The 12,989-nt window shown below is 64.3% G+C and carries 10 protein-coding genes; 4 read left to right on the forward strand and 6 right to left on the reverse strand.

Features of this window, described 5'->3' with window-relative positions:
- Positions 1–25: 25 nt before the first annotated feature.
- The gene (locus AC5P98_RS10100; protein ID WP_234413078.1) at positions 26–1,240 is read right to left on the reverse strand and encodes a glycosyltransferase; all 1,215 of its coding nucleotides are present in this window, start codon (positions 1,238–1,240) and stop codon (positions 26–28) included.
- Positions 1,241–1,251: 11 nt separating this feature from the next.
- On the reverse strand, positions 1,252–2,124 hold the full coding sequence (locus AC5P98_RS10105; protein ID WP_049405668.1) for a glycosyltransferase family 2 protein: 873 nt from the start codon (positions 2,122–2,124) through the stop codon (positions 1,252–1,254).
- Between the two features lie 363 nt (positions 2,125–2,487).
- Between AC5P98_RS10105 and pilB the strand changes: the two genes are divergently transcribed.
- Positions 2,488–4,218, forward strand: a complete 1,731-nt coding sequence (gene pilB / locus AC5P98_RS10110) for a type IV-A pilus assembly ATPase PilB (RefSeq protein ID WP_049405669.1) — start codon at positions 2,488–2,490, stop codon at positions 4,216–4,218.
- A 50-nt stretch (positions 4,219–4,268) separates the two neighbouring features.
- On the opposite strand, the gene AC5P98_RS10115 is transcribed toward pilB, so the two are convergent.
- The 4 genes from AC5P98_RS10115 to AC5P98_RS10130 form a co-directional block, all read right to left on the reverse strand.
- On the reverse strand, positions 4,269–5,024 hold the full coding sequence (locus AC5P98_RS10115) for a zeta toxin family protein (RefSeq protein WP_046432224.1): 756 nt from the start codon (positions 5,022–5,024) through the stop codon (positions 4,269–4,271).
- Positions 4,996–5,325 (reverse strand): hypothetical protein, encoded by a 330-nt coding sequence (locus AC5P98_RS10120; protein WP_141098642.1) that lies wholly within the window; start codon positions 5,323–5,325, stop codon positions 4,996–4,998. The genes AC5P98_RS10115 and AC5P98_RS10120 overlap by 29 nt, the downstream gene beginning before the upstream one ends.
- Before the next feature lie 171 nt (positions 5,326–5,496).
- Positions 5,497–6,870 (reverse strand): sigma-54-dependent transcriptional regulator, encoded by a 1,374-nt coding sequence (locus AC5P98_RS10125; protein WP_049405671.1) that lies wholly within the window; start codon positions 6,868–6,870, stop codon positions 5,497–5,499.
- Positions 6,871–6,930: 60 nt separating this feature from the next.
- Positions 6,931–8,544, reverse strand: a complete 1,614-nt coding sequence (locus tag AC5P98_RS10130) for a sensor histidine kinase (protein ID WP_014648198.1) — start codon at positions 8,542–8,544, stop codon at positions 6,931–6,933.
- A 405-nt stretch (positions 8,545–8,949) separates the two neighbouring features.
- Here AC5P98_RS10130 and sucC point away from each other — a divergent pair, with 405 nt between their 5' ends.
- From sucC to AC5P98_RS10145, 3 genes are all read left to right on the forward strand, one after another.
- On the forward strand, positions 8,950–10,119 hold the full coding sequence (gene sucC, locus AC5P98_RS10135) for an ADP-forming succinate--CoA ligase subunit beta (protein ID WP_004154430.1): 1,170 nt from the start codon (positions 8,950–8,952) through the stop codon (positions 10,117–10,119).
- A gap of 20 nt (positions 10,120–10,139) precedes the next feature.
- A complete protein-coding gene (sucD, locus tag AC5P98_RS10140; RefSeq protein WP_005410793.1) occupies positions 10,140–11,015 on the forward strand; it encodes a succinate--CoA ligase subunit alpha in 876 nt (291 codons plus the stop codon).
- 181 nt (positions 11,016–11,196) lie between these two features.
- Complete coding sequence (locus tag AC5P98_RS10145; RefSeq protein ID WP_049403035.1) at positions 11,197–12,831, forward strand: NAD+ synthase; 1,635 nt, start codon at positions 11,197–11,199, stop codon at positions 12,829–12,831.
- Positions 12,832–12,989 lie beyond the last annotated feature (158 nt).

Below are 12,989 nucleotides of genomic sequence, written 5' to 3' on the forward strand. Positions count from 1 at the left end.
AGCAAGGTTGCCAAGGCGCGGTAGCCTAGCGGACATTCTGGGGCTCCATGATGGCGCGTAGTCGCTTCGCATAGTCTGCGGCGACTTGCGAATGGTCGAAGCGAGCTACCAGCTCAGGTCGTTGTGCGTGTGCCCACGCTTGCGCCTGTTCCGGTGCACTCAGCAGTTCGATGATTACGCTTGCAAGCGAAGTTGAGGATCGTTGCGTGGCCAGATAGCGAGGCGGGCCCGCTGGAAATGCATCACGTACTGCCGGCACGTCCGTGGTAACGACCGGGCAGCCGCAACCGAGAGCTTCCACAGTAACCAATCCAAGCCCTTCCTGATCTCCGTTGCGGGCCTCGACGAAGGGAGCGACGAGCGTAGTCGCACGTTGGTAGTAGGCGGGAAGCGCGTTCTGTGTCACCGGGCCGACGAAACGGACGTGCTTTTGCAGACCTAATGCTGCCACCTGAGCTTCCCGTTCTGGTAGTTCCGGCCCGTGTCCGATGACGGTGAGGAAGACCTGGGAATGACGAGCCAGAACGAGTGGCAAAGCATCAATCAGGTACGTCAATCCCTTCTTCTCGACCAGTCGTCCGACGAACAGCAGTTCGTTACGTGCCCGCTTCACTGGGGAGGGGACAAAGCGGTGTTGAAGGTCCACGCCCATTGGCGAAACTGCCAAGGGAAGGTTCGCCGCTAATGCGCGAAAGGGCGCCACCATCGCCTGACTGACGACGCTGGCCGCTTGTGCGCGAGCTAGGGAGAATCGTTTCACGGCCGAGAGGAGCCGCCCCTTCAGAGAGAAGAGATCTCCGCCATGAGATGTAATCAGCATCGGGGGGCGGAGGCGTCTTGGCAGCAGCGCGCTTGTGAGTCCCTGCGGAATGATCCAGTGTGCATGCAGCACTTCGTGACGATTTCGCCGCAGCTCGCGTTGCAATGCCCACCACTGACACAGCAGGAACGTGGGCAACAGTGCAAGCATCCAAGGTCGGCGGCGCAAGTTGGAGGTGATGCCACCACCATTGACAAGTTGCTCCATGCCTTCCGGCGCGTAGCGATAGCGAATGACCTGTACACCGTCCAGTTTCTCTTGGGTGGCGGCGCCAGGAGCGTGAGGACATAGCACAGTGACCCGGAAATCACCGGTCAGATGCCGGCTGAGGGCGTGCACGAACCCAGGCTCGGTGTCTCCTTCCCACCGCGGATAGGTGGACGCCACGACCAGCAGCCCCGGAAGAGAGGCGGTCTGCATGCCTCCCTCAGTCACTCGGTTGAGTCCTTCCGCGATGCAAGGTAGGTAAGGCCGGTGATCTGCTCCGATACCAAGCCGATAAGGAAGATGATCACCGATGCGCTGAACAGCAGTGTGCTCATGTTGGTGAAGCGATGCATGGTCGCGAATGTATACCCGTAGTAGCCCAAGCCCAGAAGGAAGAAGGCCAGCGCCACGGGTGCGAACAGCTTCAGGGGAGAGTACAAGGTGGCAATCTTGAAGATGATCAGCAGGAAGCGGATTCCATCCTTGATCGGACGAATGTGGCTACCGTTTCCCACACGCTTCGCGACAGGAATGGGGACATAGGCAACAGGGTAGGCGCTTCGGAAGAATGCCATGGTGCTGGTCGTTGGGTAGCTAAATCCGTTAGGCAGCAAATGCAGGAACTCGCGGAAGCGTCGCGCGCGTACCGCACGGAAGCCCGAAGTCAGGTCCATTACTTTGAAGCCGGTCATATGGCTGGCCAGCCAGTTGTAGAATCGATTGGCAAGGCCGCGGTGAACGTTGGCTTGGCCGCTGCTGTCGCGAGCGCCGACGACCATGTCGTAGCCTTCGGACAGCTTATCCAGCAATGCCCGGATGTGGGCCGGGTCATGCTGCCCATCGGCATCCATGAACACCAGAATGTCTCCACAGGCTGCGCGTGCGCCACGTTTGATCGAGGCACCGTTACCCATCGAATAGGGGCTGGAAAGCACCCGAACACCTTGTTCCCGCGCAATTGTTGCGGTGGCGTCGGTGGAGCCGTCATCGACTACGATGATCTCTGCAAGTGGGTACTGCAAACGAAGTTCCGGCAGCGTGCGAAGAAGGCCTTCGGCTTCATTCTTGGCCGGCAGGATGATGCTGAGCTGATTCAAAGTGTGTCCCCATTTTCCCCGGTGCAATGGTACTCCGCTGCGGTGCCTGAATGGGGCGGGGAAGGAGCGGAAGGAAAGGCACGGGTCAGACCTCCTCCAACCTGAAGTAGTCTGAGGAGCGGCTGTAGACGAAAGCGATGTGGAAACATGTGACCAGAAGGGATGTTGGCGGGCCGTTGACGGGGCTATCATCCCCGGGGGAGTCAGGATCGTGCCTGCCGGGCTGGGAGTGCCGGGCGAGGCAGTCATGCTGAAGGATTGGCGTCGTCGTCGGCCATCGGGTCGCGGCAGGTTCTGCTGCCCTGTGCGGTGCCTCTGGAAGGCGCGCCGCACTGCCTGACCCATGATGAGCCAAGGATCCATATGAACGCCGTAACCACCGCCAATCTCGTCGGCATCACCGGCCTGGCCCGTCGCCTGGTCCAGGATGGTGCGCTGGACGAGGCTTCCGCCCGCGACGCCATGGCCAAGGCCGCTGCGGCCCGGCAGCCGCTGCCGACCTGGTTCGCGCAGAACAAGGTGGTCGGAGCGGCCCAGTTGGCGGCGGCCAACGCGGTCGAGTTCGGCATGCCGCTGTTCGACGTGTCCACGTTCGACGCCAGCCAGAACGCGATGAGCCTGGTCAGCGAGGAGCTGCTGCGCAAGCACAACGTGCTGCCGCTGTTCAAGCGCGGCGGCAAGCTGTTCGTGGGCACCAGCAACCCGACCCATTCGCTGGACGAGATCAAGTTCCACACCAACCTGGTGGTGGAGCCGATCCTGGTGGATGAAGACCAGATCCGCCGCACGCTCGAGCAGTGGCATGCCAGCCATGACACGCTGGGCGACGCGCTGAGCGGTGACGACGATGGCATTGGCAACCTGGATGTGTCCGGCGGTGACGAAGACATTTCCGGAGCCGGCGACTCCGGCATCGATGCCAAGGGTGATGACACCCCGGTGGTGAAGTTCGTCAACAAGGTGCTGGTGGACGCGATCCGCAAGGGCGCCTCGGACATCCACTTCGAGCCCTATGAAGACGACTATCGCGTGCGCCTGCGCATCGATGGCCTGCTGAAGATGGTGGCGCGCGCGCCGGTGAAGCTGAACCAGCGCATCGCCGCGCGCCTGAAGGTGATGGCGCAGCTGGACATCGCCGAGAAGCGCGTGCCGCAGGACGGACGCATCAAGCTCAACCTGTCCAAGACCAAGCAGATCGACTTCCGCGTGAGCACGCTGCCGACCCTGTTCGGCGAGAAGGTGGTGCTGCGTATCCTGGACGGCAGCGCGGCCAAGCTGGGCATCGACAAGCTGGGTTACGAGCCGGACCAGCAGAAGCTGTTCCTGGACGCCATCCACAAGCCCTACGGCATGGTGCTGGTGACCGGCCCGACCGGTTCGGGCAAGACGGTGTCGCTGTATACCGCGCTGGGCATCCTCAACGACGAGACGCGCAACATCTCCACCGCCGAAGACCCGGTGGAAATCCGCCTGCCCGGCGTCAACCAGGTGCAGCAGAACAACAAGCGCGGCATGACCTTCGCCGCGGCACTGCGCTCGTTCCTGCGACAGGATCCGGACATCATCATGGTCGGCGAAATCCGCGACCTGGAGACGGCCGAGATCGCGATCAAGGCGGCGCAGACCGGCCACATGGTGCTGTCCACGCTGCACACCAACGATGCACCGCAGACCATCGCGCGCCTGATGAACATGGGCATCGCGCCGTACAACATCACCAGCTCGGTGACGCTGGTGATCGCCCAGCGCCTGGCGCGCCGGTTGTGCAACAACTGCAAGCGCCCGGCCAACCTGCCCGAACATGCGTTGCTGGCCGAGGGCTTTACCCAGGCGCAGCTGGATGCGGGTATCGAGCTGTACGAGGCGGTCGGCTGTGACGAGTGCACCGAGGGGTACAAGGGCCGCACCGGTATCTACCAGGTGATGCCGATGACCGACGAGATCGCCACGATCGTGCTGGCCGGTGGCAATGCGTTGCAGATTGCCGAGGCCGCGCAGCAGATCGGGGTGAACGATCTGCGCCAGTCGGCGTTGAAGAAGGCGGCTGCTGGCGTCACGAGCTTGGCCGAGATCAACCGCGTTACGAAAGATTGAGGCGGAGAGTGATCATTGTAGAGCTCCGCTGGGTGGGGCTCTTTCCATAGTCACGCGGCGATCGGACTGACAATGTTCATCCATTCAAGGATGGGCTTGGCCACTGCATGATCGTCCGTACGGCAGTCGAAAATTTCGATATTGCCGAGTTGTATCCGACATACCGTAAACGCTTCTTCTTCGTTCAGGCTGTTGTCGGTCAGAATGCAGGCATCAGCCACGCCCGCTGCAGCCGCAATGGCCCTTTGCGTTCGAGGAAAGCGCGAGGTCAGCTTTCCCGGCTGGACGTTGTGTCCGCCGCTGGCAACACGTGTTAGAACCCGTGCGATGGAAAGTTGATCATTGGCCAACCCAACAAAAACCAGAATGACGAAGTAGCCCGCCTCCTGCAGTTGTTGGATTTGATCAATCTTTGATTCAAACGTACCGTCGCCACGAGGCTGCCAGTGCGAGAACACCGTCTCAAACGCAAAGGGAACGTTTGCCGTCATCGCGTGGCCGACGAAAGCCTGGACTCCTTGCTGTGCGACCTTCATCCATGCGTCATTTTCGTCTCGTAGCTGCACCGCCCATTGTGGGAGCGCCTGCTTGTTCGCATCTGGCAGGATGGACAGCATCATGCGATCAGCATTGATCAGAGGAATCTGCAACGAATCGGCCAAGTGTTCATACCACAATGTCGATTTACCAGACCCATTGTGGCCGGCAAGAATGACCGCAAGCGGGCGATTAGTTTCTGCCCTTGCCTGTTCTATACGGCCGAATGCAGTCGCCAGGTCAGGCGGCGTTTTCCTTGAACTTGCCATTGATAAACCGTCCTTGGGCTATCTTTCCATCGAGGCGGCGGATGATCACGCCAGGATGCTGTGGGTCTGCACTGTAGTAAGGAACGCCTCGCGCTTCCTTGAGTGTGACGCCAGGGCGGCCTAGTGCCTGGCCAAGTGCTTGTAGCGCGCGCTGGCTTTCCGCACGGCCTTGCCGCCCAGCCTTGGCGTCTAGCGCTGGACTATTGATCAGTACTGAGCCGAACTGAATCTGGCGCCAGTTGTCCGTGGCCTTCTTGGTACCTGGCTTCTGACGGGCGACGGCAACGCGGTCGGCGACCACAAGCGTTTGCCTGTATGGCTGCGGGGGCGATTTCCGGGACATGGAGCGGACGCTATCAGATCATTCGGGCGACAACAAGGTAGCCTGATCAATGGATGTTGCGTCCATTTACTTATTCAGTTTGTTGGACCATCTGATGCCCTTTCCTTCGGAAGGGATCCGACCCTGTCCTTACTCCATCCCCAGCTTCTTCAGCTTGTAGCGCAGCGCGCGGAAGGTGATGCCCAGCTGCGCGGCGGTGCGGGTCTTGTTCCAGCGGTTCTCTTCCAGCGCGCGCTGGATGGCGCTGCGTTCGAGCTGTTCGATGTACGAGGGCAGGGCGGCGCTGCCGGGCTGCAGGTCCACCACGGCTTCGGCGTGTGCTGCGCTGCCGGGCGTGCGCGGGGCATGCTGCGGCAGGCGCAGGTCGTCGGCGCCGATGCGGTCTTCTTCGGCCAGGGCCAGCGCACGTTCCAGGATGTTCTCCAGTTCGCGCACGTTGCCGGGGAAGGCGTACTGGGCCAGGGCGTCCAGTGCCGACGGCGCCAGCAACGGCGTCGGGCGGCCATGGCTGCGGGCCAGCCGCGCCAGCACCGATGCGGCCAGTTCCGGCAGGTCCTGGCGACGCTCACGCAGCGGCGGCACCCTCAGTTCGATCACGTTGATGCGGTAGTAGAGGTCGTGGCGGAAGCGCCCGTCCTCGACCAGCTCGGCCAGGTCCTTGTGGGTGGCCGAGAGGATGCGCACGTCCACCGGCTCCTCGGCAGCCGCGCCCACCGCGCGCACCGACTTCTCCTGGATCGCGCGCAGCAGCTTCACCTGCATCTGCAGCGGCAGCTCGGCCACTTCGTCGAGGAACAGGGTGCCGCCATGCGCGGCCTGGAACAGCCCGGGCTTGTCGGCGTGGGCGCCGCTGAAGCTGCCTTTGCGGTGGCCGAAGAATTCGCTTTCCATCAGCTCGCCGGGAATGGCGCCGCAGTTGACCGGCACGAACGGGCCGGCCGCGCGGGCGCCCTGGGCGTGGATGGTTCGTGCGACCAGCTCCTTGCCCACGCCGGATTCGCCGAGGATGTAGACCGGCGCCTGGCTGCGCGCGACCTTGCCGATGGTGGTGCGCAGCACGTCCATGGCCGGCGAATCGCCGAGCAGGCGTGCGCCCTGTTCGGCGGCGGGGCCGGGCGCAGGGCGCTCGGTGTTGTTCAGTTCCAGCGCGTGCTTGACCAGGCCGCGCAGCACGGCGATATCCACCGGCTTGCTGACGAAGTCGAAGGCGCCGGCCTTCAGCGCTTCCACGGCCAGGTCCATGCTGCCGAAGGCGGTGATCATCGCCACTGGCGTGCGCGGGTAGTGCTGCGCGATCTCGCTGACCAGCTCGATGCCATTGCCGTCCGGCAGGCGCATGTCGGTGATGCACAGGTCGTACGGATTGCTGGCCAGCAGTTCGCGCGCTTCTGCAAGGTTGGCTGCCGTACTGATGCGCAGCCCCATGCGGCCGAGCGTCAGTACCAGCAGTTCGCGGATGTCGCGTTCGTCGTCGACGACGAGGGCGCTGCGGGTTTCGTTCATGGGCGTGAAAGATAAACGAGGGGGCTGGAAGCGACAAATGTTTGACGCACAGAATCGAGATCAGGTGGGCAACAGCGTATGCGGGCCGGGCAGCACCAGGCGGAAGCAGGAGCCTCCAGCGGGAACCGGGATGTAGTCCAGCCGCGCCTGGTTGGCCCGGCACAGCTCGCGGGCGATATACAGGCCCAGCCCGGTGCCATGCTCGGACGTGGTGAAGAACGGCCGGAACAACTGTGCGGCCACACTCTCGGGAATACCGGGGCCACGGTCCATCACGTCGATGACCGCACTGCGCTCGTGCTGCGCCACGCGCAGGCGCACCCGCGCCGGCTGCTGGCCGATGCGCCCGTACTTGAGCGCGTTGTGCACCAGCACGGTCAGCACCTGGTAGAGGTGCTTGGTGTCGACCTGGGCCAGCACCGAGGTGTCGTTGATGATCGGCTCGATGCTGTCGGTCTCCAGCGTCTGGCCCTGCTTGTACTCCAGCACGAAGCGGCGCACGAAGGCGGCCAGGTCGACGTTCTCCGGCGTGGCGCGCTCGCGCCGGGCCAGGCCCAGCACGCTTTCGACGATGCCGTTGGTGCGCTGGCACTGCTGGCGGATGATCTGCAGCAGGCGGCGGTCGCTTTCGTTGAAGCCGGTGCCTTCTTCCAGCAGCTGCACCGCGTAGTTGATCGCGGCCAATGGGTTGCGGATCTCGTGGGCGAGGCTGGCCGAGAAGCGGCCCATCGCCGACAGGGTGAGCGATTCGGCGCGGCGCGAGACCACGCTGGAGTCGTCCAGGAACACCAGGGCCAGGTCGCTGCCGGCCAGCAGGCGGGCAAAGCGCGGCTGCACTTCGGGCTGGTCGGGGTTGAGCTGCAGCGGTAGTTCGTCCTGCGCCCAGCCATTGCGCCAGCGCTGCAGGCGACGGGCGAGTTCCGGGGCGGCGCTGGCCAGGTCCAGGCGGCCGCTTTCGCCGCTGCCATCACTGTCACCGAGCAGCATCGAGGCGGCCTCGTTGGCCAGGGTGACGCGGTTGTCGGCGTCGACCACCAGCACGCCGGTACGCATGCGGCGGATGATCAGCTCGTTGATCTGGAACAGGTTGGCCACTTCATCGCCGCGCTGGTTGGCCAGCTGCTGGTTGCGGCGCGCGCGGCTGCCGACCTGGTAACTGATGAAGGCCAGTGCCAGGTAGCTGGTGGCGAACATGGCCAGTTCGGCCAGGGTACGGGTGGGGTCGCCGCCTTCCAGCAGCTTCCAGGTGTACTCCACGCCGGTGGCGAGGCTGGCGGCCAGGGCCAGGCCCAGCCCCAGGCTGAGCGGCAGCAGGGTGGCGGCGGCGGCGATGTTGAACAGCAGCGACATCGAGATGCCGGCGCTGGCACCGGGCAGGGCATGCGACAACAGGGTGGCGGCGACGATATCCACCAGCACGCCGCTGACCACGATCGGGCGCAGCCAGCGTTCGTTGCGGCCGATCACCAGAGCCAGCAGGGACAGCACCAGATAGATGGCGGCGACGGTGTCGGCCAGCCGCGGGTGGTGCGCTTCGCCGACCATGGCCGACAGCGGGCTGTAGAGCAGGGCGGCGATGACCGAGGCGATCAGCACCCGGTACAGCGCGAAGAAGTACAGCTCACGCCGCGGAATCGATTCGATGCGGTCGATCAATGAAGCACTGGGTGACACGCCGGAACTCCCCTTCTGGCTGCCTGGGTCTGGACGCTGCGGCGGGCCTGCCTGGCGTCCCCTGAGGCCGGGCGGGCACGTCGCTTCGATGTAGCCTGCGGTGGAAGCAGCAGGGCAAGCCCGACTCTACACACCTTGGTCGGCCAGTATAGGGCCCCAGGCAGGGCGCCGCCGGAGCCGCCCGGATCGCGCATTTGGCCCGGGATGGATACCGGTGGCCAGTGGGCCGCCGGGCGCAACTGCCTGAATGACGGCGGAAATCTGGCCGGGTCTGGCGTTTTGTACAGACTTCTTTGCGCCCCGGCGCCGGCTCGGCCACAATAGTGGGCCCGCCGCGGTCCATGCCGGCGCCCCGCCGGGGCCCTGAGGAATTGCGTGCGGTCGTTCCTATTCCCACGGTGACGCATGAATTTCCACGAATACCAGTCAAAACAACTGCTTGCCGAGTACGGCATCCCGGTCCCGGCCGGCAAGGTCGCTGCGACCCCGGACGAAGCGGTTGCCGCTGCCAACTCCCTGGGCCAGGGCCCCTGGATGGTCAAGGCGCAGATCCACGCTGGCGGCCGCGGCAAGGCTGGCGGCGTCAAGTTCTGCAAGACCACCGACGACGTGAAGGCCGCTGCGGCCAAGATGCTCGGCACCAAGATGGCCACCTACCAGACCGCAGGCGTTGAACTGCCGGTCAACCTGGTGCTGGTGACCACCGCCGGCGAGATCGTCAAGGAACTGTACCTGTCGGTGCTGGTCGACCGTGGCACCAAGACCATCACCTACATCGCCTCTTCGGAAGGCGGCGTGGAAATCGAGCAGGTCGCTGCTGAAACCCCGGAGCTGATCCACTCGCTGAACGTCGACTTCGTCGAAGGCGTGCAGGGTTACCACGGCCGTGATTTCGGCTTCAAGCTGGGCCTGACCGCCAAGCAGGCCGGCCAGTTCGCCAGCATCATGGTGAACCTGTACCGCCTGTTCAACGAAAAGGACCTGGCCCTGGTTGAAATCAACCCGCTGGCCATCCTGGACGACGGCAACCTGTACGCGCTGGACGGCAAGTTCGACAGCGACGACAACGCCGCGTTCCGCCAGAAGGCCCTGGTCGCCATGCGCGACAAGACCCAGGAAGATCCGACCGAAGTGATCGCTTCGGAGCTGGACATCAACTACGTCACCATGGACGGCAACATCGGCTGCATGGTGAACGGCGCCGGCCTGGCCATGGCCACCATGGACGTCATCAAGCTCAACGGCGGCGAGCCGGCGAACTTCCTGGACGTGGGCGGCGGTGCCAACAAGCAGCGCGTCATCGAAGCGTTCAAGCTGATCCTGTCCTCGGACAAGGTCGAAGGCATCTTCGTCAACATCTTCGGCGGCATCGTCCGCTGCGACATGATTGCCGAAGGCATCATCGCCGCCGTGAAGGAAGTGGGCGTCAAGGTTCCGGTCGTGGTGCGCCTGGAAGGCACCAACGTGGAAGAAGGCAAGCAGCTGCTGCGCGACAGCGGCATGGCCATCATCCCGGCTGACAACATCAACGATGGCGCCAAGAAGATCGTTGAAGCTGTCAAGAACGCTGCCTGATTCGACACCAAGGAATTCCCATGTCTGTTTTGATTAACAAGAACACCAAGGTGATCGTGCAGGGCTTCACCGGCCAGCAGGGCACCTTCCACGCCACTCAGATGATCGAGTACGGCACCCAGGTTGTTGGCGGCGTGACCCCGGGCAAGGGTGGCACCACCCACATCGATCTGCCGGTCTTCAACACCGTTGCCGACGCCGTGCAGAGCACCGGCGCCAACGCTTCGGTCATCTACGTGCCGCCGCCGTACGCGGCCGACGCGATCCTGGAAGCCGCAGCTGCCGGCATCAAGGTCATCGTCTGCATCACCGAAGGCATCCCGGTGCTGGACATGCTGCGCGTCAAGAACGTGCTGACCCGTTCGCATCCGGACACCGTGCTGATCGGGCCGAACTGCCCGGGCGTCATCACCCCGGGTGAGTGCAAGATCGGCATCATGCCGGGCCACATCCACCAGCCGGGCAAGATCGGTATCGTGTCGCGTTCGGGCACCCTGACCTATGAAGCGGTCAAGCAGACCACCGAAGTCGGCCTGGGCCAGTCCACCTGCATCGGCATCGGTGGTGACCCGATCAACGGCCTGAACTTCGTCGACTGCCTGAAGCTGTTCAACGAAGACCCGCAGACCGAAGGCATCATCATGGTTGGCGAGATCGGCGGTGACGCTGAAGAAGCCGGCGCCGAGTACATCAAGAACCACGTGAAGAAGCCGGTCGTCGGTTTCATCGCCGGTGCGTCGGCTCCGGCCGGCAAGCGCATGGGCCACGCGGGCGCGATCGCCTCGGGCGGCAAGGGCACCGCGGAAGGCAAGTTCGCCGCCATGGAAGCTGCCGGTGTTGTCACCGTCCGCTCGCCGGGCGACCTGGGCGCTGCCATCGCCAAGCTGGTGAAATAAGATCGACTGCCTCCGGCAGACGATGCTGTAGAGCCGGCCGCTGGCCGGCTGCTTGAACACAGAAAGGCCGCCTCCGGGCGGCCTTTCTGCGTCTGACGTGGGGCCAGATCCCTTTTGCTGCGCAAAACGGATCTGACCCCGGCGTTACAATGGCGGCATTGCAACCACAGGCTGGATTCCCATGGCTTCGATCCGCATCGCGATGGCGCAGTTCGACTTCCCGGTCGGCGACGTCGCCGGCAACACCGAGCGCATCATCGAGATGATCGGCCAGGCGCGCGACGAGTACGGCGCCGAGCTGGTGATGTTCCCCGAGCTGGCGGTGAGCGGTTATCCGCCGGAAGACCTGCTGCTGCGCCCGGGCTTCCTGTACGAGTGCGAGCAGGCAATGACGCGCATTGCCGCAGCCTGCCGCGGCATCACGGCGGTGGTCGGCTGGCCGCAGGCGGCTGGCGCGGTGGTCTACAACGCCGCCAGCGTGCTGCGCGACGGGCTGGTCGAGCAGACCTACCGCAAGCGTGAGCTGCCCAATTACGCCGTGTTCGACGAACGCCGCTACTTCGATGTTGATCCGGACGGCGGCAGCTGCGTCTTCGAGGTCAACGGCATTCCGGTGGGCCTGCTGATCTGTGAGGACCTGTGGTTCGCCGAGCCGCTGGCCGACACCGTGCGCGCCGGCGCGCAGCTGGTGGTGGTACCCAATGCCTCGCCGTACGAGCGCGGCAAGCACGCCCAGCGCGATGCGGTGCTGGCCGCACGCACCCGCGAGAGCGGGGCAGCGATTGCCTATCTCAATGTGGTCGGTGGCCAGGATGCGCTGGTGTTTGATGGCGCCTCGGTGGTGGCCGATGGCGACGGCACGGTGCACCCCGCCGCTGCCGCCTTCGTCGACCAGTGGCTGGTGGTGGAGTACGACGGCCAAACGCGCCGCTTCATGCCGCACGTGTGGATGGACGACGGCGACGAGAGCATGGACGCGCTGGCCTGGCGCGCGGTGACGCGTGGCATCCAGGATTACTGCCGCAAGAACGGTTTCAAGAAGGTCTGGCTGGGCCTGTCCGGTGGCATCGATTCGGCGCTGGTACTGGCGCTGGCGGTCGACGCGCTCGGCGCGGAGAACGTCACCGCTGTGCGCCTGCCGTCGCGCTACACCGCCGGCATGTCCAACGACCTCGCCGCCGAGCAGTGCCAGGCACTGGGCGTGAAGCTGGAAGCGGTCTCGATCGAGCCGGCGTTCAAGGGCCTGATGGAATCGCTGGCGCCGATGTTCGAAGGCACTGCGCCGGACGTGACCGAAGAGAACCTGCAGTCGCGCAGCCGTGGCGTGATCCTGATGGCACTGGCCAACAAGTTCGGTGGCCTGCTGCTGACCACCGGCAACAAGAGCGAGTACGCGGTCGGCTACGCCACCATCTACGGCGACATGTGCGGTGGCTATGCGCCGCTGAAGGACCTGTACAAGACCGAAGTGTTCGGTTTGTCCAAGTGGCGCAATACCGTGGGCGGCGCACCGGTGATCCCGCCGGCGGTGATCAGCCGCCCGCCGTCGGCCGAGCTGCGCGAGAACCAGCTGGATCAGGATTCGTTGCCGGCCTATGACGTGCTGGACGGCATCCTGTACCGCTACATCGATCAGGAACAGTCGCGCACGGAGATCGTGGCCGCCGGTTACGACGCGGCCGTGGTTGACCGCGTGCTGCGCCTGGTGCGCATCAGCGAGTGGAAGCGGCACCAGGCCGCGCCGGGGCCGAAGGTCTCGCGCCGGGCGTTCGGCCGCGAGCGTCGTTACCCGATCAGCAACGGCTACAAGGGCTGAGGCAGCGGTTGGCAGGTAGTGCCGGCCGCTGGCCGGCAACCCGTATCCCGCGCATCCACGCATGGCGCGGATCTACCGTGTTCGTTAGTGCCGGCCGCTGGCCGGCAACCCGTATCCCGCGCATCCACGCATGGCGCGGATCTACCGTGTTCGTTAGT

The sequence above is a fragment of the Stenotrophomonas sp. YJH_SMC_135 genome (assembly GCF_059372355.1).

Excerpts from the sequence above, each read along its gene's own strand:
- AC5P98_RS10100 (WP_234413078.1), bottom strand. The coding sequence starts at position 1,240 with ATGCAGACCGCCTCTCTTCCGGGGCTGCTGGTCGTGGCGTCCACCTAT.
- pilB (WP_049405669.1), top strand. The coding sequence starts at position 2,488 with ATGAACGCCGTAACCACCGCCAATCTCGTCGGCATCACCGGCCTGGCC.
- AC5P98_RS10115 (WP_046432224.1), bottom strand. The coding sequence starts at position 5,024 with ATGGCAAGTTCAAGGAAAACGCCGCCTGACCTGGCGACTGCATTCGGC.
- AC5P98_RS10125 (WP_049405671.1), bottom strand. The coding sequence starts at position 6,870 with ATGAACGAAACCCGCAGCGCCCTCGTCGTCGACGACGAACGCGACATC.
- sucC (WP_004154430.1), top strand. The coding sequence starts at position 8,950 with ATGAATTTCCACGAATACCAGTCAAAACAACTGCTTGCCGAGTACGGC.
- sucD (WP_005410793.1), top strand. The coding sequence starts at position 10,140 with ATGTCTGTTTTGATTAACAAGAACACCAAGGTGATCGTGCAGGGCTTC.
- AC5P98_RS10145 (WP_049403035.1), top strand. The coding sequence starts at position 11,197 with ATGGCTTCGATCCGCATCGCGATGGCGCAGTTCGACTTCCCGGTCGGC.